18 protein-coding genes and 1 tRNA gene are annotated in these 20,315 nt (G+C 49.8%); 9 read left to right on the top strand and 10 right to left on the bottom strand.

Annotated elements, in window-relative coordinates; genetic code table 11:
• Positions 1-76: 76 nt before the first annotated feature.
• From ACYX4J_RS17620 to ACYX4J_RS17610, 3 genes are all read left to right on the top strand, one after another.
• Positions 77-979 (top strand): MlaA family lipoprotein, encoded by a 903-nt coding sequence (locus ACYX4J_RS17620; protein WP_476177210.1) that lies wholly within the window; start codon positions 77-79, stop codon positions 977-979.
• A gap of 38 nt (positions 980-1,017) precedes the next feature.
• Positions 1,018-2,196, top strand: a complete 1,179-nt coding sequence (locus ACYX4J_RS17615; RefSeq protein ID WP_445363291.1) for a PP2C family protein-serine/threonine phosphatase — start codon at positions 1,018-1,020, stop codon at positions 2,194-2,196.
• Positions 2,197-2,416: 220 nt separating this feature from the next.
• A complete protein-coding gene (locus tag ACYX4J_RS17610; protein WP_282934161.1) occupies positions 2,417-2,935 on the top strand; it encodes an STAS domain-containing protein in 519 nt (172 codons plus the stop codon).
• A 44-nt stretch (positions 2,936-2,979) separates the two neighbouring features.
• Here the strand turns inward: ACYX4J_RS17610 and ACYX4J_RS17605 are convergent, their stop codons facing one another.
• The 4 genes from ACYX4J_RS17605 to ACYX4J_RS17590 form a co-directional block, all read right to left on the bottom strand.
• Positions 2,980-3,438 (bottom strand): tellurite resistance TerB family protein, encoded by a 459-nt coding sequence (locus ACYX4J_RS17605; RefSeq protein WP_282934160.1) that lies wholly within the window; start codon positions 3,436-3,438, stop codon positions 2,980-2,982.
• Positions 3,419-4,414 (bottom strand): transaldolase, encoded by a 996-nt coding sequence (tal, locus tag ACYX4J_RS17600; protein WP_476177209.1) that lies wholly within the window; start codon positions 4,412-4,414, stop codon positions 3,419-3,421. Before tal ends, ACYX4J_RS17605 begins: the two co-directional genes overlap by 20 nt.
• 44 nt (positions 4,415-4,458) lie before the next feature.
• Positions 4,459-5,436 carry a tRNA dihydrouridine(20/20a) synthase DusA gene (gene dusA / locus ACYX4J_RS17595; protein WP_476177208.1) on the bottom strand — a complete coding sequence of 326 codons (978 nt, stop codon included), beginning with the start codon at positions 5,434-5,436 and terminating at the stop codon, positions 4,459-4,461.
• A gap of 838 nt (positions 5,437-6,274) precedes the next feature.
• A complete protein-coding gene (locus ACYX4J_RS17590) occupies positions 6,275-6,424 on the bottom strand; it encodes a helix-turn-helix domain-containing protein (RefSeq protein ID WP_444908432.1) in 150 nt (49 codons plus the stop codon).
• Positions 6,425-6,556: 132 nt separating this feature from the next.
• Here ACYX4J_RS17590 and ACYX4J_RS17585 point away from each other — a divergent pair, with 132 nt between their 5' ends.
• Together ACYX4J_RS17585 and ACYX4J_RS17580 are read left to right on the top strand one after the other, a co-directional pair.
• The gene (locus ACYX4J_RS17585) at positions 6,557-7,249 is read left to right on the top strand and encodes a pirin family protein (protein ID WP_476177207.1); all 693 of its coding nucleotides are present in this window, start codon (positions 6,557-6,559) and stop codon (positions 7,247-7,249) included.
• A 16-nt stretch (positions 7,250-7,265) separates the two neighbouring features.
• Positions 7,266-7,889 (top strand): isochorismatase family protein, encoded by a 624-nt coding sequence (locus ACYX4J_RS17580; RefSeq protein WP_413664490.1) that lies wholly within the window; start codon positions 7,266-7,268, stop codon positions 7,887-7,889.
• Between the two features lie 345 nt (positions 7,890-8,234).
• On the opposite strand, the gene ACYX4J_RS17575 is transcribed toward ACYX4J_RS17580, so the two are convergent.
• Entirely contained in the window at positions 8,235-9,443 is a 1,209-nt protein-coding gene (locus ACYX4J_RS17575) for a glycerol-3-phosphate dehydrogenase/oxidase (protein WP_476177206.1), read from the bottom strand.
• Positions 9,427-10,119, bottom strand: a complete 693-nt coding sequence (locus tag ACYX4J_RS17570; protein WP_444895102.1) for a glycerophosphodiester phosphodiesterase family protein — start codon at positions 10,117-10,119, stop codon at positions 9,427-9,429. The genes ACYX4J_RS17575 and ACYX4J_RS17570 overlap by 17 nt, the downstream gene beginning before the upstream one ends.
• 460 nt (positions 10,120-10,579) lie before the next feature.
• Here ACYX4J_RS17570 and ACYX4J_RS17565 point away from each other — a divergent pair, with 460 nt between their 5' ends.
• Positions 10,580-11,263 (top strand): fimbrial biogenesis chaperone, encoded by a 684-nt coding sequence (locus tag ACYX4J_RS17565; protein ID WP_476177205.1) that lies wholly within the window; start codon positions 10,580-10,582, stop codon positions 11,261-11,263.
• A gap of 61 nt (positions 11,264-11,324) precedes the next feature.
• Here the strand turns inward: ACYX4J_RS17565 and ACYX4J_RS17560 are convergent, their stop codons facing one another.
• From ACYX4J_RS17560 to ACYX4J_RS17550, 3 genes are read right to left on the bottom strand one after another with little or no spacing between them, the layout of a single operon-like run.
• Complete coding sequence (locus tag ACYX4J_RS17560; RefSeq protein WP_444912169.1) at positions 11,325-12,272, bottom strand: hypothetical protein; 948 nt, start codon at positions 12,270-12,272, stop codon at positions 11,325-11,327.
• Positions 12,259-14,772, bottom strand: a complete 2,514-nt coding sequence (locus ACYX4J_RS17555) for a TcfC E-set like domain-containing protein (protein WP_476177204.1) — start codon at positions 14,770-14,772, stop codon at positions 12,259-12,261. The genes ACYX4J_RS17560 and ACYX4J_RS17555 overlap by 14 nt, the downstream gene beginning before the upstream one ends.
• Before the next feature lie 38 nt (positions 14,773-14,810).
• Positions 14,811-15,338, bottom strand: coding sequence for a hypothetical protein (locus ACYX4J_RS17550; protein WP_413664496.1), 528 nt, complete (start codon positions 15,336-15,338; stop codon positions 14,811-14,813).
• A gap of 276 nt (positions 15,339-15,614) precedes the next feature.
• Between ACYX4J_RS17550 and gltX the strand changes: the two genes are divergently transcribed.
• The 3 genes from gltX (at position 15,615) to ACYX4J_RS17535 (ending at position 19,007) form a co-directional block, all read left to right on the top strand.
• Positions 15,615-17,090, top strand: a complete 1,476-nt coding sequence (gltX, locus tag ACYX4J_RS17545) for a glutamate--tRNA ligase (protein WP_476177203.1) — start codon at positions 15,615-15,617, stop codon at positions 17,088-17,090.
• Between the two features lie 161 nt (positions 17,091-17,251).
• Positions 17,252-17,327: transfer RNA gene (locus ACYX4J_RS17540), tRNA-Ala, on the top strand.
• Positions 17,328-17,765: 438 nt separating this feature from the next.
• Positions 17,766-19,007: a hypothetical protein gene (locus ACYX4J_RS17535; protein ID WP_476177202.1), complete on the top strand. Its 1,242-nt coding sequence runs from the start codon at positions 17,766-17,768 to the stop codon at positions 19,005-19,007.
• A 101-nt stretch (positions 19,008-19,108) separates the two neighbouring features.
• Here the strand turns inward: ACYX4J_RS17535 and ACYX4J_RS17530 are convergent, their stop codons facing one another.
• On the bottom strand, positions 19,109-20,311 hold the full coding sequence (locus ACYX4J_RS17530) for a tyrosine-type recombinase/integrase (protein WP_476177201.1): 1,203 nt from the start codon (positions 20,309-20,311) through the stop codon (positions 19,109-19,111).
• Positions 20,312-20,315: the final 4 nt, after the last annotated feature.

Here is a 20,315-nt window from a genome sequence, read left to right as displayed (position 1 = left end):
TGCCGAGGGTAGCTTACGAATTACTAGGGCGTTAGAATCCTTGGTCTCACTAGTTTGATATAAGAGGAGCAGGGTTGTGCTTGGAAGCAAAACTTTATCGCCCTGGTTAATGGCAACTCTGATAGCTGTTACTCCAGTAGGGGCACTAGCGCAACAAGATCCGTTTGGTGGTGCAGCTCAAAACCCGGCTGCGGTAGATACCAGCGGAGCAGAGGATACCAGCGCCGATGACGGGGGCCTGTCTCTCGAGGATGAGTACGGCTTTGATCCTGCCGATGAATTTGGTGGTGCCGAGGGCGAAGATTTATCACTTCGCGACCCCTGGGAAGGTTTTAATCGGGCCATATTCTCCTTCAACGATGGTGCAGATCGCTATGTGTTGAAGCCCGCCGCTGTCAGCTATCGCCAAATTACCCCGATTTTCGTGCAGCACGGTGTCAGCAACTTTTTCGACAATCTGCGCGAAGTTACCAATACTTTTAATGATGTTCTGCAGGGTAAATGGGGCCAAGCGGGCAATGACGCGGGTCGTTTCCTGGTGAATTCCACGGTAGGTATTGTCGGTATTCTGGATGTTGCCCAGCACATGGGTCTCGAGCAGGGTGATGGCGAGGACTTTGGCCAGACTTTGGCTGTTTGGGGTGTGCCTTCTGGCCCCTACCTGGTTTTGCCGCTACTGGGTCCATCCACTGTACGGGATACCCCTGCCAGGGTCGTGGATTACTACACCAACCCCTTGACCTATGTAAATGACGACGCGACCAAATATGCATTGAAGGGTACAGATATCATTCAGAGCCGTGCCAGCCTGCTGCAAGCGGAGTCCCTGTTGCATGGTGATCGCTATGTACTCTTGCGGGATGCTTACCTGCAGCGCCGCGACTATTTGATTGTCGATGGTGAAATGGATGTTCAAACTGAAGAAGAGGCCGCAGAGGCAATTGATCAGGGTGAAGTGGAAGAGGCTTCCGACTACTGATTTGTTACCTAGGGCAGATAACTTTTTAGAGCCTTTATATGGCCGGCCCCAGTAGCCTGGTGCTTACCGACGATGAGCGCTCCCGCAATTTTTTGCGAGGGGCGCTTTCGCGTTTTGGCTTCCAGGTAAGTGTTGCCAACAACGGGGAAGATGGCATCGGCCAGTTCAGCCCCGGTGCTTTCCATATCGTATTGATTGATCGCTATTTGCCGGATATGAGTGGGCTGGAAGTGTTGCGGCGGATAAAGCGTATAGCCCCAGAAGTGGCTGCGGTAATTATTGCCTCAGACAGTGCTGCCGATGATGTACTCCAAGCGATGCGCCTTGGAGCCAAAGACTACCTGGTTAAACCCCTGGAAGAAGCAGCGGCTATTGATCGCATGATCTGCCGTATCAGCGGTGAAGAAAACCTGGCGAAGCAGAATCGCGAATATAAAGTGACCTTGGAGCGTCGCAACAGTGAGCTGCGGGATCATGTGGAGCTGCTGCGCAGGGACCAGGAAGCTGGCCGTTTACTGCAACAGCATTTACTTCCCCGTACCCCCTATCACTACCCCAGCGGTGTGGAAGCATCCTACCGGCTGGTTCCCTCCCTGTACCTGAGCGGTGATTTTGTTGATTACGGCTTGTTCGGTGAGCGCTTTGTAGCCTTTTACCTGGTCGATGTGTCGGGCCATGGTGTCTCTTCTGCGCTGGTTACTGCCCTGATTAAGCACAGCATTATGCATCGCTTGCGGGAGCGCCCCTTATTTGCCCAGCTGGACTCCCTCAGTGATGACTTGTTGGATGTCCTTAATTTGGTCAATGGCGAGTTGTTATCCACAAAATTGGGCAAGCACGCCAGTATGTTTGTCGGGGTTGTGGATAGTAGTGCTCAGCAGTTGCACTATGCCGTCGCCGGGCAAATACCTATGCCGGCTCTGGTTAGTGAGGCGGGTGCAGACTGGTTGCCGGGAAAAGGGCGTCCCCTGGGTATTTTTGAACGGGGTGATTGGCAAGTGATGCGTGCTGAGCTGCCGCCCGCTTGGCGCCTGGTCGCTTGTTCAGACGGTGTACTTGAATTATTACAGGGCGATCTGCTCGATAAAGAGGCCCAGCTTTTGCAGGCTATTTCAGAGAGTGGGGGAGAACTCGATAGGCTCTGTCAGTCTCTAAAAATGGATACTTTTGGTGCCCTTCCGGACGATATTACGATTCTCACTTTAGGCCGCCAGTAATGCCTAAAACTTCTATCGATAGTCTTCGACTATGAAGTCGAATTTTGTGCTTTATCGCACTTGTCAGTCTGCATAGTCAGGAGTAAGCTCCGCCCACTTTATGCACAAAATTGCACTAGGCGCCAAAAACGTCAAATGCTATTGTGTTCTCTACCAGTGAACTTTTGCCATCCGCCTGCACTTCTATCAAAAGGTGTATTCGGGTGAGCCAGGGGTTGTTATGCAGTCCGGGCAAATTATGGTTGGGGCCCACCAGGGCATCTACGTCATCAAGTTAGTAGGTGATGTTCGTCTCAACCTTTGTACCTCATTTGATAGCTTTATCGACAACATGTTTGCACGGGGTGATTTTGCCGGAGTGGCATTTGATCTCGGTGGTGCAGAAGGTGTCGATAGTACGACTCTCGGCCTGATGGCGAAGATTGCTATTCGCGCTCTGGAGCGGGGCTGTGACAAGCCGCTGGTATTCTCTGCGGGTAAAGGTATCCGCCATCTATTGGACGCTATGGGCTTTGATTCGTTGGTTGAAATCAGCGACACGGTCCACGATATGAGCGTACCCACCACGCCGTTGGTATGTAATAGTCCTGACGAATGTGCTGCGCGGGAAAAGGTGCTGGAAGCTCACCGGGTATTGATGAGCATGAACGAGCAAAACGCCGAGACTTTTCGCGACTTGGTACATACCCTCGAGCGAGAATGCTCCCCGGTTGCCAAATCTTCGGCGCATTATCACTAGCGCTTATTCTCTCCTAATCCCCCAGTCCTGGAAATCTCCCTTTCTTAGCAACGCTTCATATCCCTCGCTTCAGCGCGTGCCTTGGTGAAGAGTCCGTGTGGCAGATAAATTAGCTCTGCCACCCTGCGAATCAGGTGCTCCTCGAAAGCCTCGATAACATCATCTGAAAAAGCTACCTGCCACATCTGCAAAATCAGCAGGTATTTATCTCTCTCGCTGAACTGTTCATTCACCGCCTGGGTGAACTCGAACAGGGATGTGGCTCTGTCCCGTTGGCCAATAGCTTCACTGACTATTTCTGTGGCACTAGTCTGGTCGAGAGAGTAGTGCTGGCATAGGAGTTGTGTGAGCGTTTCACGCTCACACTCATCGAGCTTTTGATCGACAGTGGCGACCTCGACTAACAGCGCAGCGCTGATCATCCGCACGTCTTTTTCGTCACGTGCTTCAACATCAACGCTATTTCCTATCTGCTCAAACAGTTTACGGATTTGTTGCAGCATGAATTTCCTGCTGTCCCTTTACTCGGTTCTGTAACAATAGCTCTAAACGTTCCTGATCCTTCACGAAGTTTCGGATGCCATCGGCAAGCTTTTCAGTGGCCATGGCATCGCTATTCAATTGAAAGCGGAATTCGGCTTCAGCCAGATCCTGTGTCGGCCGGGACTTGGATGCGGGTACCGGTGGCAGGCCAGCAGCGAGAGGTGCCTCACTGTCCTCCAGGGCCTGTAATAGCTGAGGGCTGATTGTCAGTCGGTCACAACCTGCCAGGGCCTCGATCTCCCCGGTATTGCGGAAGCTGGCGCCCATCACAATGGTTTTGTAATCCCGGGACTTATAGTACTCATAGATATTGCGCACCGAGATTACGCCCGGGTCCTCTTCCGCAGGGAATGACTCGCGGCCGCTGTTGGCGATATGCCAATCGAGGATTCGACCGACGAAGGGGGAGATCAGAGTTACCCCGGCTTCGGCACAGGCAATCGCCTGGGATTGACTGAACAACAAGGTCAGGTTGCAGTGGATTCCCTCGCGCTCCAGTACTGATGCGGCAGCAATGCCTTCCCATGTCGACGCGATCTTGATCAATACCCGCTCTTTGGCAATACCTGCGCGTTCATAGAGGGCGATCAGGTGGCGTGCGTAATCAATAGTAGCGCGGGTATCAAAGGAGAGGCGAGCATCGACCTCGGTGGATACCACCCCGGGCACCAACTGCAAGATTTCCGTGCCGATGCTGACAGCCAGCTTGATGGCGGCCAGGCGTGCAATATTTTCCGCGTTCGAGCCACCCTGGTGGCTTTCGGCCCACTGAAGTGCCTCGGCGATATGGTTGTCGTACTGAGGGAGCTGGGCGGCCTTAAACAGTAGGGAGGGATTGGTTGTTGCATCTTGAGGACAATATCGGCGAATCGCTTCAATGTCTCCCGTATCTGCTACAACCTGGCTGCGCTGTTTGAGTTGCTCCAACTTGTTCATAGTTCCTCCCTTAATTATTCACTGGTCTACATATTGAAAGTGGTCTAAGCGGCTTGGGTGACCTGGGCCAGTGCCTGTTCAAGCACCTCGGGACCCGCCCCCGGCTTGTGGGCATTTTCGCTCAAGTGGCGGCGGAAGCGCCGAGCACCAGGAAGCCCCTGGAATAACCCGAGCATATGCCGGGTGATATGATTCAAGCGCTGTCCGCGCTGCATTTCCTGCTCGATATAGGGCAGCATCTGCTCTACCACCTGGATGGCATCCGGGCCAGTCTCACCGCCAAATAATTGGCTGTCCACCTGGGCCAGAATTGTCGGGGTTTGGTAAGCCGCGCGCCCCAGCATAACACCATCCACGTGGCTTAAATGTTGCTGGCATTCCTCAATTGAATTGATCCCCCCATTAATAACAATTTGTAGCTGGGGGTAATCCTTCTTCAACTGGTAAACCATGTCGTAATTGAGCGGAGGAATTTCACGGTTTTCCTTGGGGCTTAGCCCCTTTAGCCACGCTTTGCGCGCATGGACGATAAAGGTATCCACACCGGCATTGGCCTGGGCCTCCACGAAGCGGGTCAGGCCTGGATAGTCTTCCATATCGTCGATGCCGATACGGTGCTTGACGGTAACCGGAATAGATACCGCTTCCCGCATGGCAGTGAGTCCTGCGGCTACCACATCCGGTTCCGCCATAAGGCAGGCACCAAAACGCCCGGACTGGACTCGGTCACTCGGGCAGCCACAGTTAAGGTTGATTTCGCTATAGCCCCATTCCTCAGCGATATGGGCGCATTCAGCCAGTTCTTGAGGGTCACTGCCCCCCAACTGCAGGGCGACAGGTTGTTCAGCTGCATCAAATTGCAAATGTCGCTGTTGGTCACCATGCAGTATTGCCCCGGTGGTCACCATTTCCGAATACAGGCGTGAATGCTTGCTCAATAGGCGCCACATATAGCGGCAATGGCGGTCGCTCCAATCGAGAAGCGGAGCGGTACAAAAGCGATGGGGGCTAAAATCGGACATAAACTACGGTGTAACAGACTAATAAAAACAGAGTAGCCCGCCATTATATGGGATGTAAAACGTAGACCCCATGTGGAAATGTATGTGAGTGAGGGTAATTTGACCTCTTGAGCATTTATTGTGCTCAACAGTCGTGCCGGTTGCATGGGGCTGACAGCTGCCCCGCTGGGCAACGTATGCTTGCTGGGCTGGTAGTGAAGCTCCAGAACCGGGGCCTCTTTTGGTGAATACTTAGCGCTACTAGGCTCGCCTAAGTGGTGAGTAACTGGGGTAAGGTCAGAGTATTATCTTGCCAGCAGTTCATTGAGAGCATGGACTCTGTATGGCGTTATTAAATAGCAGCTTCTTTTTTAACTTAGCTTTCCGTAGTGGAAAGACAGAAGTTTAATTGCTTAGAAATAACATTTTTTCGTCCGCTATTCTTGCGGTCAGATATTACATAGTTTTCTTTGTTTAAATATCTCAGCTAGAGCCCCAATAAACGCACAGATTTAAGTAATCTTGATCATATTTTATGGATGTGGTGCATAAATGACCTTTCTTTCCATGCTCTAACTTTGCAATAGATTAGCAACAGTGCCTCGATTAATAATTTAGAAGTCATCCGAAAAACTTAGACTTATATTTTCTCGAGCACTTATTTCATACTGCGAAATTATGGGGAGGATCTTACCAGGACGCTAATTAAATAACTTTCGATGACTCTCCTAACCTTTAATTTTCGTAGGAGTTTCATATTTTAAGGTGAGCTGGGTCGGTAATGAATCTGCAGGATTTCAGACACTTCCCCTTCGGCCAGTATCATCTCTTCTTCAATACGCAGACAGTGATTTAAATACTACCTACCTCCTTTAAGATTTGAGAGCCTGACTGATAGCTGACCCTCCAGGTGGGCGACTTTCTTACTTATGTTGGCTTTTGGTATAGCCAGGCGATTTGCGGCTTGGATAAAGCTAGCTGTTTCCACTACGGCTAAAAGCACCTTCATATCTTTGAGGTCTTGGCTCATAGAAATCTATTGTTGTTGAAAGTGGGATAGTCATATTCTGATTTTGGTATATATCAAACAATAAGTTGTGCCTAAGATACCTCCATCGCTTACATATTTTGGAGGCACATCATGAAAATCCTCAAACGTGACTCACTACCACTTGGCGGTTTTGCTGGACTTACCGAGCACAGGTTGGTCACGGATAGCCAGGTGTTCGGTCCGCACAAACATCCACATACCTCTGAAGGGCTCGATAATTTTGTTTATTTGGCCGATGCCCGCTTCAATCCGAAAGGCGAAACAGGCATGCATCCTCACCGTGAGATAGATGTGATCTCGGTCATGGTGGATGGACGAATACAACATGAGGGCTCTTTAGAGCATGGCAAAGGTTTAGATAAAGGAGGGGTGCAAGTCCAGCGAGCTGGAGGCCAGGGGTTTACACACAACGAGGTGAACCCGGATAGCAAAAAAAATCGAATGATCCAGTTATGGGTCTTACCAACTGTCTCTGGTCAAGCCGCAGGCTACAAGTATTACATGCCCAGCCAAAATAAGGTCACCCGGGTTTATGGGGGCCGCGATGATCAAACAGTGACCTTTGATAACAGTACGATTATCGAGATCGCCAATTTAAATGCAGCTGAGCAAATTTCATTTAATGGCGAAATTCTGGTTTACCTAACTAAAGGCTGGGGAGTCTTTTCTGAAGCTGGGCAAAAAGAAAACGTGAAGGATGGAGATTTAATTAGGAGTTATAGCGGTAAGTTAATTGCAGATGTTAATACAAGTGCAATTGTTACTAGAAAGTTAAAGCATTAAATAGGTAGGTAGCACCGTGAATAAGTTTTCAGAGACCTTAACTAAAGACAATTCTGTGTTGGCATTAATTGATCATCAAACGGGACTATTGGTGAGTTGTCGGGATCTGGATCCGCATCTGATGACGGAGAACATAAAGGGATTGGCAAATCTTGCGAAAGCAGTAGGTTTACCCACTGTTGTTACCGCGAGTATGCCTGAAGGCCCTAATGGTCCTATTATGCCAGAGATAACAAACATCTTGGGCAGTGAAATAATTGAGCGTGAAGGTGAGATAAACGCGTGGAAAAGTCCGGAGTTTAAGCGAGCTATTGAGTCAACCGGGCGTAAAAAAATAATTATGGCTGGCATTGTTACGGATGTCTGCTTGATGTTTCCCGCTATCTCTGCTGTAGCCGAAGGGTATGATGTATATGCCGTAGTGGATGCTTCTGGTACTTGGAATAGTACAGTGACACAAGCTGCTATGCATCGTATGACGCAGGCGGGCGTTAAAGTTGCTACCTGGTCATCCGTGTTGGCTGAGATGATGGATGATTGGCGAAGTGATCACGGCACGGAGCTTGGGGGCATATTAGCTCAACATACGACATATCGATGGGTATATAACAGCTACCTTACTGCAGCAAACCAAAAGTAATTCAAAGCCCCTCTCATTTTTACGGGAGGGCGGGAGTATATCTATGGTTCATCACAATAAGCATTTTGCTACATTAATTACATTTTCATCCTTGATTCCTTTGGTTTATTTTATTCCCGACAGCTTAGCCCTAATTTTGCCAGATCATAAATTGTTACAAGTAATTGCTGCTGTGGCGATTATAGTACCGATTATTAGCTATTTGATTATACCGTTCGCTTTCTATTTGGTTGGGCATATTTACGGTAAAAAGGTGAAGAGATAATTTATTTGTCAGATGACTATTTTGGGTTGATATTAAAGTGACTTGAGATTGGAAAATTAAACTGCACATTCAAAATGTATTTAAATATTTCGCTCTCTTTCGGAGGAACTATCTTCTGTTTTGGTCGGGGTATTTTTTGTGGCAATCGATCGACCAGCCTGGAGGGTGGGCTCCAGTTTTTTCAGTATCTTGCGGGCAGTAGCGCGGTAGCTGGTCAATTTGCCGCCTGCTACGGCCAACATCCGTGGCTTCTTATTGTCATCGCAGCAAATAATGGATTCCCGGGATCGCGCGAAGGGGCTCTTCTCCATTTCAGGAAGTACTCGCAGCCCCGCGTAGCTCTCGCAAATGTCCTCTCCATTCAACCCTCGGGCTTGCGCAAAATATTTCTGTACGGCCTGTAAGAGATAGCTCTCTTCCTCGAGAGTCGGTGTTACGTCGCGAGGATCGCCGAAATAGGGCCTCTCTGTGGTCCCTACCAGGGTTTTGTCTTGCCAGGGCATTACAAAAATTGCGCGTCCGTCATCAGCTTCGACGTAGTAGATTTTGTCGCCTAGTGATAGAGGCAACAAGATATGGGTGCCTGCAACCAAGTCGATAGGTGGAATATCTACTGGGGGCGTACAGCGCGCATTGGTATTGGCTACCCAGGGGCCACTGCAATTGACCAATGCACGGGTGCGCAGGGTGTTGAGCTTGCCGTTAGCTACATAATCAATCCGGACATGGTCGCGGGTGACTTCTGCGCCTACCAAACTGCCAGGGCAAATTATTTGAGCCCCTTGAGCGACTGCCGAAGCTACAACGTCACGGGTTAAAGCGGCATCGTCGGTTTGTGCATCGTAGTAGCGAAATACAGCCTTCAGGCCTTCCCGATTCAGGCCCGGCAAGCTGTCCCATTGGGATTTAGGGACTTTTCGAAAGCGGGAATCGCTGTTGTTTATTCCCGACAACAGGCTGTAGAGGCTCAACCCCAAGCGGACCAGCCAGGCCGGTCTTTTGCTGTGCTGGTAGATAGGGATATAAAAAGGGACCATTCTCACGAGTTCAGGCTTGTTGTCCAGTAGCCACTTTCTCTCCCGCAGGCACTCGTAGACCAAACGGAACTGGCCGCTCTCCAGGTAACGCAAGCCGCCGTGAATGAGTTTGGAGGAGCGAGAGGAAGTGGCGGCGGCGATACCCAGCTGTTCAAGTATCACTACGGAATAGTGATTTGTGGCCAGGACCTCAGCGGCTCCCGCTCCCTGTATACCTGCGCCGACTACCAGGACATCAAAATCCGTAGACATCACTCGCTTCCCGGGAGCGCATCAGCAGCGGCAAGTTGCCGGTGAGAATATGGTGAGCACCGCGCTTGCGCCAGAGTACTGCCTCTTCTGTCGAGTTGATTTCATAAACAACCCATTGCCAGGGGCCTGGGGGCAATTCGTCACATTCAACCTGGCTGTCGCGAATTAGTAGATATTCTGGCGCCAAAGTAACAATGTCGGCAGATAGGCACCGGGAGACACTATTGATCTCAAGGGCAACCCGATGCCAGCCCATATTGCGGGCGGCTCTGAGGCTGCGGCAGTCTGCGGTGAGTAGAGCGAATGACTCATTCTCACTGCGCATCAGCTCCATTAACTTTTTAACGGCGGTGACAAATCCAGTGGCGGCGATATTGGCAGGTGAGATACCGATAAACCAATCCAGGTGGCGATGGCAGCTGGCCCAGTCTACCAGCTCGATAAAGCGATTGATCGACTGGTGGTGTAACTGTGAGTCCCTAAGGGAGTGGAAGACCTGGGACTGGTCATTGCCGGGGATGTGCAGGCTATCCTCGTGGAAGCACCAGGGGATGCCGTCGGCGCTGAAGCGGATATCGCACTGAATAGCGCAGGCCCCCAGATTATGGGCCGCCTCGAAAGCGGCAATCGTATTCTCTGGTTGGCGGGTCTTGTCGCCGCGATGAGCAATTAACATGTGAATCTGGTCCGAAAAGCGGGTGTTATTGTCGTCTGGAATTGGGCGTAATTTGGCCTTTGCCCAGAGATGAACCGGACCCTGGCTGGAGCCGGGTCATACAGGAAAAATAGACGGTGCCACCGCTGTTGCAAGGTTCACGGGGAGGAAATATGGGACCAGAGGGCTATCAATGGAGGGCTGGGGTTTTTACATAGTGATGATGCTGAATCGATTGCATATTGCCCATATGGATAGCGCGCCACTGAGTTAGCTAGCGGTATGTCCCGTCAGGATGATCTATTACGTTGGCAGTGTTTTCCTTTTCAGGCGGTGTAGGGCAAATCAGTATTGCCTCTTATTTACTAGCGGGGCTGGTGATGTTGATTTAAGGGAGGTTCATTAGGTTCCGATTTGACTTGTGGATAAAACAGCCCGATATTGCGCTTACTATAAGAAGTTCTAAGAGTACCCGCTCTTTATGAAAAAAGTACTGCTTTCACTGCTATTCTTTGTCGTCCAGCCAGTAATGGCAGCAATGTCTGTGGATAAAATTGTCCTTTACCTGGAAGATACTCCCAGCGCCCGGGATGATGTTCTCGTCAGTAATCCAGATAATGAAACGCTATATATCCAAACTGAAATATTCCGTGTGGATAACCCCGGCCATGATAATGAGAGTCGAGTCAGGGTGATAAATCCTGATGAATTTAAACTCCTTGTCAGCCCCGCAAGAGCTGTCCTGGCCCCCGGAGAGAGAAAGCGCTTTCGCTTAATGGCCTTAGATAGAGATCTTGAAGAGGAAAAAGTCTACCGGGTGACTTTTAAACCCGTTGTAGGTGATATTAAGAGTGACAGAACGGCACTAAAAATCCTTGTGGCTTATCAAGCGTTGGTATTTGTGCAGCCAAAAGGTGGAGCTTATAAAATTGATCTAGTGGCTGAAGGGGATAATTACCGACTCACGAATAGTGGCAATATTAATGTAGAAGTCGTGGAAGTACGTCATTGTGTGACTGAAGAGAAGTGTGAAAAACTTGAGGCCACCGGTCGGTTATACGCTGGCACCAGTATCGAAGTAACGGGTAAACCCGTTGGCGGTGAGCTGGAAGTTTTACTGCGAGGGCAGCAGAGTGAGCGGGTTCGTTTTCCTCTTAGTGGCTAATTAGAATTGGTTGCTTGCCTATAGCAAGCAGGGCGGATTAAAGAATTATTTTATATCTAACTCACTGGCTGCTCACCGTTACTGTGAGTACATCGGTGTAGAGAGGTTCGCCCGCGTTTTCCCAGTCTGAGGGCGCAATAGAAATATAAATTCGCGCATTATCAGAAAGGCAGTTTTCATCCGAAGTTCGGCTAAAGCTGCCGGAGATATCTCCCAGGCTATCTGGGGAAATGCCTGAAGTTGCAGCCAGGTTGTCTGAGAAGGCTACGCTGTAGGGGATTTGTTCACTGTTTCCCCCCAATTCATAGGCACTGCTGCCTGATCCCCCGGTGCTGCCATTGGCGCTGGACAGGTTTACTGTGTAACCGCTAAATCCTATACCGCCAACACAAAAGTCCTCACTGCCCTCAATGGCCTGTCCAAACAGGGTGCCACTGTTGCTGAGGTCAATATCACCCAGATTGCGAATGGCGATGTTTGGCTCTACGTCCAGCACAATGTCAAACTGAACTGTTTCGGTGCCGGCAGTCCAAATAATAAAATAATTATTCAGTGTCATCTCAAAGCTGGCGGAGTAGCGGCTGGAAGAGGGTATTTGGCTGCTGTCCAGCTCGATCACTAAATAAGTATCTGCATCGTCGCTGGTGCCGGCAAAAGTAGCGGACTGAGTTCCTGGACTGAGTGTTTCCGTGGTGCCGTTATTGGCTCGAAATGAAATATCAATATCCAGCTGTTCACCACTGTCCGCAAATAGTGCGAAAGTAGATCCACTGAGCGGGCTCACTTCTACATCGTAGCGTAGGGTCCAGCTTCCCAGCAGGCTTCGGGTAGTGAACTGAATTTCTTTAGGTTCTGATTCGTAATCAATAGTGTGTGAATCTTCCAAGCCACAAACTCGCAAATCGTTATTGCTGGAGCAATTTACCTGGGCTTGTACTGGTATATTAAATAGCGGAATCAACAGCGCAGAGACCAGGCCAAGTTTGTGCAGCTTCTTAGTTATGGACACGGCTTACCTCTGCTATTTGCCCAGTCTGGCAGTTGGCCTCTGACTCTTCTATGGTTCCCAGGTTGAGCCAGCTATCGCCCGATGAAGTGGCCTCGATTGAGGCTTTACAATTTCCCCAGCGAACTTCTGTATTTAGGATGGTGTTATGTTCACCGTGGAATTCCATTTGGAAAACGCCGTATTGGTCAGTTTTCGCTGAGTGTTCGCCAATGATTACTTCTGTATTTGCCAGCCCCTGGCCAAGGCTGGTTAATCGGCCCAGTACCAGGATTTGTGGCAGTATTTGGTAGCTGCTGGCGCCCACATTGCCCGGATACAGGGTAATGGTTTCGGAGGTTTCCCGGTAATCGAAAAAGCCCTCTTCCAGGGGCCGGAGGGAAAGGTCGTAACTGCGATAAGCCGGTAAATTAATCACTGACGTTGTGCCGCCTTTGGCGTATCCACGGCGGCTGCCATTAACCAAAACTTCAAAATCTTTATCTTCACTGCCTTCGATATTTACGATAACTGCGCTCTGGAGATTTTGCTCACCGCCCCAATTGAGGGAATTTTTTGTGGCAATCAGGTTGGTGCTGAACCCTCCGAGGTAGTTGATAGCACGGCCTTCATCATCATCGTAAAGCCCAACTGCAGTATTCAAATATCCGTGATGTCCCGCTAAATGCGTACGGGCCTCCAGGTAATTGGCTTCAGGGGATGCTTCCATAGAAAGCTGCTGTTCAAATTCAGCCGCCCATAAATCCCGGTCGTACCAGCGGCTTTGCAGTGCAAATCGCTCGCTGCTAGTGCTTTGTTCACTGTTGTCGCTATAGAGATTAGCGGTGTGTTGCCAGTGCTTGGAGCGCATTCGGAACTGGAACTCCAGACTGGTGTACTGCTCGCCGTCTGCATCACTGTGGGACAGAGTGGCGTTGCCGAGCCAATGGGTGCTCTTAAAAATGGGGTGGCGGAACTCCAGGGTTTTTAACTTCTGGGCACTGCTCAGTGAATCGCCGCTGTCGATGCTGCCGGGGAGTTGGTTTTGGTCCCGCTCGCTGAATCTTAGGGATAGCTGTCCGCCCAATACTGCTGTGCGCAGACTCATACTTGTTTGGGAATAGCTGCCCGGCAGTAATGTATATTTATCGTTGTTGAACGGTGTTGTATTGGCATCCAGCTCGGTTTTTACTGCACTAAAAGTCCCGTAGGGCATTTTAACTAATGCCTGCAATCGGTATCCGCTGCGTCCATCACCGGATGTCACCAAGCTTGGGGAGACTTCAACGCCTTCGCCAATCCAGCGACCGCCGACTTCCAACAATTGCTGCTCCTCGGCTGCGGCGCCAGAAACAAAAAGACCCAATCCGGTCGTTAAACGGCGTGCGACAGAGGTAGTAATAATTCCATCGTCGTAGTGGTCCGGCAGAGTGTCGTCCCAAAAACTGCGGGTGGGCAAACCTGCCTGCAAGCTCCAAAACCACTCGCCGGGGGCCGGCAGTAGCGAATCCTTGGCAAAGAATTCGATATGCCGGCTCAATACCCGCCCCGCTTCATCGTAGGTGCGCACCTCAATATCGTAGGCGCCGTGGGGTAGGGTAGAGGTATTTAACAGACGGTTGCCGGCCTCCAGTAGTTCGGTGTGGATAAGTCGTTCATCCCGATATACCTCGACTCTACCGCGCACCGGCATATTAATTTCAACCGGCGCTCCCTGTTGATAACTGATATCAGTTCGGGTGCGCTGGGAAGTGCGTAGCTCTACGCCATAGATCGCTTCCTGGGGCCGGAAATAGCCAAAGCCCCCTTGGGGTTGTAAAAGGCCGGCCGAATAGGCTTGCCCCTGAAAATCGCGACTCCAATATAGATTATGGATCCGGCTGTCCTGCTCTGAGGCCACTGACCATTGTGAATGCAGAGCGCTTTCACCAAAGCTCACTATGGTGTTGCCATTTAATGCAGCGCTATAGCTGTCCGGGCCCCAATCACTTTCAACCCCACTCCAGGAACCGATCAGGTTTTGTACGACAGAGAAGTCAGAACTCGCTTCCGGCAAATAGGGATCATTGATTGCCGCTTGTTGCGGCAACAGCTCTTGTGAGAAAAAAAGATCCAGCCGGTAGAGCTGCTCATCGTAAATAACGGCAAACTCCGATGGCATTAAGTAGCCACAGCCAATCTGCCGGTTTGAGCGGCATACATGGTGACTGTTTCTTATTTGCGGTCGTTCGAGGATGGAGAGAATCCGCTCGGTATCGCGAACTTCGGGCAACAGTTCGAGTACCTCAGACGGGGAGTCAAAGCGAACAAAGCGCGGATCTATTGTGACTTGCGCAGCACCAATTTCCCGGCCGCCGTAGTAGAGATCCACCACGAGTTGCTGGGGTTCGGTGAGATCATCAAACCCTTCAGGAGCAGAGGTTTCCAGTAGGAAAGTCGCTGCAGTCGCTGCAAGGGTATCGGGGCAGGAGGCTTGCACCAGACACAAAGCCAGTGCAAGGCGCCCCAGATGACGTCCTGCCATATTGAGCTATGGCTGGCAGGGCCAGCCACTCTTTACTGTTACTCGGAGGCGACAGTGATCAGCAGGGTATCGGTATAGGTGGTGCCATTTAGCACAGTTGCAGTTTCCCAAGCGCTGTTGGCCACAGTGATTTGGAAGCGCGCGTTATCGCTGGAGCCGCAGGAAGCGATATTCCGGGTTTGGCCTGTCAGCGCATCGCCCTCGATAACAGTAGTAAAAGTACCGGAGGTGCTGTTATCAAAACCAACACTGTAGGGCACGTTGTTGGTGCCGTCGGTCAGGGTAAATTCCGTGTCATTCTCACCGTCATTACTGTCGAAAGTAATGCTGTAGGTGGAGAACCCGAGGCCGCCCACACAGAAATCTTCGGTGCCTACGGCATCGGTACCCAAAGTGGGATCGGTAATCGTGAGGTTGTCTACACGAGTGATCTCAATAGTGGGTGTGAAAGAGAGGGTGATATCACTGCTTGCACTATCAGTAGCGGCCATTGAAGCGGCAGAAATGCTGAAAAGGGTACCTGCTGCAATAGCAGAAAACAGTGTGCGAACTACATTTTTTTGCATGGTATGCCATCCTGAGCGATTAATTTATCGTTCTTAGGGAGAAGCTGCTCGCGGAAACCCCTGCAAAATTTGGGGTAATACGTTAGTCAAGCCATTCCTTCTTTATGGCGGCAATAATACTTTTTTCGTGATGTATGTCACGTCATTAGCTCACAATAATGAAGTTATGGCGCGTAAATATTCTTATTGAGGAGAAAACCCCGCCTGTGCCAAGAGGCTGGCCAGCGCTATAATCCTGCGGTTTAACGAGTCCTCCATTTATCAATCAGGTTTATCATGACCGTAAGAACCCGAATTGCACCGTCTCCAACCGGTGATCCCCACGTTGGTACAGCCTATATTGCCCTCTTCAACCAGTGTTTTGCCCGCGCTCAAGGCGGCCAGTTTGTATTGCGTATTGAAGACACCGACCAGCAGCGCAGTACCCCGGAATCGGAGAAAGCCATTCTCGACAGCCTGCGTTGGCTCGGACTGGATTGGCAGGAAGGACCGGATGTCGGCGGCCCTCACGGCCCCTATCGCCAGAGTGAGCGCGGCGATATCTACAAAACCTACTGCGATGAGCTGGTACAAAAAGGGCACGCCTTCCACTGCTACCGAACTGCAGAAGAACTGGAACAACTCCGTGAAGGTTTGCGCGAAGCGGGCCGCACTTCACTGAAGCCCAGTGACCTGGCTCTGCCGGAAGAGGAAGTTGAAAAGCGTCGCGCTGCTGGAGCACCTTATGTAGTGCGTATGAATGTGCCTGAGAGCGGCACCTGTGTGGTGGAAGATCTGCTGCGCGGTACTATTGAAATCGACTGGGCCCAGGTAGACGCACAAATTCTGCTCAAGTCCGATGGTATGCCCACTTACCACTTGGCGAATGTGGTGGATGATCACCTGATGGAGATCACCCATGTTCTTCGCGGTGAGGAGTGGATCAACTCCGCACCTAAGCACAAACTGCTGTACGAATACTTCGGTTGGGAAATGCCGGTGCTCTGCCACCTGCCGCTGTTGCGCAACCCGGACAAGACCAAGCTTTCCAAGCGCAAGAACCCCACCTCTATCCTGTATTACCAGCGCGCCGGCTTTATGCCCGAGGCACTGCTTAACTACCTCGGCCGTATGGGTTGGTCCATGCCGGATGAGCGCGAGAAGTTCTCCCTCGATGAGATGCTGGAGCACTTCGATATTCAACGTGTCTCCCTGGGCGGCCCGGTATTCGATGTAGAGAAGCTGTCCTGGTTGAATGGCCTGTGGATTCGCGAACTGGAAAACGAGCAACTCGCCGATCGCCTGACCGAGTGGATGTTTAACCGCGACAACCTGCTTAAGGTTCTGCCCCAGGCGAAAGAGCGCATGGAAACCTTCGGTGACTTTGCTCCGCTGGTTAGCTTCCTCGCCTCTGGCAAACTGCCCCTGACCGAAGACAGCTTCAGCGGTAACAAACTGCCTCTGGATGACCAGAAGAAGCTGCTTCAATTTGCCCTGTGGCGCTTGGAAGCCCTGCGCGCTTGGGACAAGGACAGTATCTTCCAGGCGGTGAAAGCCCTGTCCACGGCCATGGAAATCAAGCTGAAAGACTTTAACGCCCCACTGTTTGTCGCCATCAGCGGCACCACTGCGTCCTTCTCCGTGATGGAAGCCATGGTGCTCCTGGGCCCCGACCTCAGCCGCGCCCGCCTGCGCCAGGCGATCGACGTATTGGGCGGTGCTGGGAAGAAGGTGCTGAAGCGCTGGGAAAAAGAGTACGCTGGACTCAAGTAAGGCTGATTCGCGTTGGTGAGCCCCTGGAAGCGGCAGCCTCCGGGGGCCTGTGGTGTCAGCAGCTAACTAATTGATTAAAAAGTTATTTTTTCTGTTGACAGGCGCCTAAACCTTGCTAAAATGCGCCCCGCTTTCGACGGAAACGTCAGGCAACAAAATTTGGGGCTATAGCTCAGCTGGGAGAGCGCAACACTGGCAGTGTTGAGGTCAGCGGTTCGATCCCGCTTAGCTCCACCAAATTTCCCTTGTCTATCAAGGGGTTGCGAGAAGAGGTTCATGTCCTCTTATCCAGTGAACAAAAACTGGACAAAAACGTGAACAAAAACTCGCAAGAAAGAAAAAGGGCCTTCAGGCCCTTTTTTTTCGTCTGAAATTTCACCTATTCACAATACCTTTTCAGAGCCTTCCTCCGGCAGCTTTTAATTTCGATTTAAACTGCGCTCCTTAAAACGACTCATTATTTTCTAATTCAAAATTATGGATATAGCATGCTGGGTATCTACTCCCTCTAATAGTGGTGGTTAAGGACGGTATTTGACCTTCAGCACTTTTCTGAGAATATAGGGATATGGCTATAAAGCGTACCTGTCGGTAAGCTGGATAGAGAGACTGCTATTTCCTAGTCTCTTCAGGCTGATGTTGTGTTTTCTAATAGTGTTGAAAAAAGGGATTTTAATGTCGGGAAATAGTTCTGTTTTGGTGCCTATAGAGTCATGGGCCTATGCCTCTCCAAGCTTGAGAAGCTCTGATAAAAGCATTGATATAGGCTTGTTTGCTGAAGCTCTAATATACTATGACACTGTAATAGTAAATCCATCCAATCAAAATCAGCTGGCTGAATTCATTAATTGGTTTATAAAGAATGGAACTCTAAATGATTTTTATATGCTTCTCAGCGAGGGAATATTAAAGTTCTATGAGTATTCATTTTTAAGTACTGCGATAATGAAGAATGGTGAGTATTCTATATGGAATATTCAAGATACATTACAGGAGGAACCGAATTCTTTTGAGAGTCGATATTTGTATCACAGTTCTATAGAAGAGTTATTTCCAAAAGCAAGACACAGAAGGCATCTTTATTCTGTGTTTAAGGATAATGTGTTCGAGGTAAAGTCCGAGGAGTTTGGTCCTGCTATAGAAAATGCTAGAGAAGACTATAAGAATCCAAGACGGAATGCATTGATCCTGCAGTCCTTTGTGGATGAAGTTTACAGGATGAATTCTCTGGGCAGACCTCCTGAAGTTGAAGCGTCTGTAGTTAAGTCACCAGATGGCTCCAAGCATAACCTTAAATTTAATGTTGATTTTTTAAAGTTGAAGCAGCTAGCAGGCTCGAAAGTAAACTTTCATCTTGGGACTCCACTTACAGCCTCTGCGATCTCAAATCGTTTGATTTGGTCAGCTGCAACTTTGGGTAGCGATCTTTTTCTTCCTCAGCCGATGAGTGCACTTGTTGGCGACAAACTTTATGAATCTAGAAAGCGTGTCATGAAGTCCGGAGATATCATTGAGGAATTAAAAGGCCAAGTTGAATTTCCGGATATTAGATTATTAGTTAACTCGAATCATCTCCCACTTAGAGAGATATTGAAAATAAGATCAAAAGCAAAAAAATTTCGGAATTGGCTGCAGCAAGAGAATGGTCGAGACAAAAATGCAATTATTGCCTATCACAATGAGGTGGCAAAGGAGAGTGGCTTGATTTCGGGAGGTCGTAAAGCTTTAAATATTTTTGGGTTGATAGGAGGTCCAGCTATAGGGGCCACAGTCCCGGGGCCTGTAGGGGGCATTATTGGTGGCGGTATAGGTTTCTTGGCTAACCTAGCTTCCAAAGTTGGAAAAGACTGGAAGCCCGTGGTTTTTGGTGGATGGCTAAAAGAGAGAATTGAAAAGGTAGTAGAGGAGACTGACTAAGTTTGAAAAATTATTAGATTTAAACTTTAACTATATTTCAAGTTAATCAGTTCTAAGTGGTGAAAGGCTAAGATAGCCTTTCTTGATCAAGCCTGCCGCTTTCAATACTCCCTTCCGATAGCCTGTTCATCCAAAAAGATATTGATCTCCTCATAATCGACGCCGTGTCCCGCTTGATAAGCCTGTGTGACACGTTCATCAGTATGCGCCATCAATTGCTGCACCGACTTTACATCATACCCCTTTCGCTTAAACCGATCTGAAGCTAGGCTACGAACTTCATGGAAGCTAGGTGCGGTTTGGTTTTTAGGTAAGCCGATATAGAGCCCGGTAGTGTTGCGAACCTCAGTAAACATATCGCTAAGTCGGTCTGGGCTGACTTGGCATACATGTTCTTTAGTTTTCCCCGTCCGGCGTTGTTTGGGTGTATGGCTCAGTACATAAGGGCAGCGGTAATTTCTTAGGCTGACTTCCCTTGCACGGCTAATAAGTTTGCCAAGTTGTTGGTGGGTTTTTAAATTAAAACTCAAATGGCTGGCGGCGAGGCTATCTCGTTGCGCTTCAGATTTATTGATTGTTTTGCGAAGGTGGTCGCCTTGCAGGTGTTTATCAAAGTTCAACTCACAAATATCGGCGCGACGCATAGTAGTGAGCATACTGATACCCATAGCCACCTGTAACGCTTCATAGCCTAATTCCCCGGCCTTTTCATAGATGGTCCAGTAAGCTTCCAGGGTTAAGCGTTGACGCTTTTTAATGGGCTTTCCCTTTTCCAGCAAGCGCGGACGATCGTCGGCGGTGGTAAACGGGTTGCTTTCTAATTTGCATAACCCTTCAGCCATTAGGTAATTAAAGAATTTATTAAACTCCGCGCGGCGTGCGTGCTGTTGATGATAGCTGAGGGATTCCCACCATTTGCGCAGGTCAGTCAATTTGGCTTTATGTATGGAGATCGCTTCGAAGTCTTCGCCAAAGCGTTTTAGGGCGTTACACCGATTTCGCCAGCTGGCCTTGCTGGGTAATTGTGAGTCATTCTCAACCCGCCATTCGATATAGCGTATAGCATGGAAGGCGAAGCTTGCTCTATCTGGAGCTTTTGTCGGTTTGCGCTGGACCTTCTCACCGCGCATGGCATTGGCTTCTTCTGCCATCCGTAGCGCATCTTCTAATGATGCAGAGAAAACCCGATAGCGCCCGTCGGGTAAGCAATATCGCCAGTAGTTTTCACGTTTGCGTGCGTCTGGGTAAAGGTTGTCGGGTAGCGGTGTATCGCCCCACATGCGTATCTTTTTAGGTCTGGCCATTTCC

The sequence above is a fragment of the Microbulbifer sp. ABM4_008 genome (assembly GCF_056311705.1).
The sequence above is the reverse complement of the archived record's forward strand: the minus strand, read 5'-3'. Positions and strand labels throughout refer to the sequence as shown.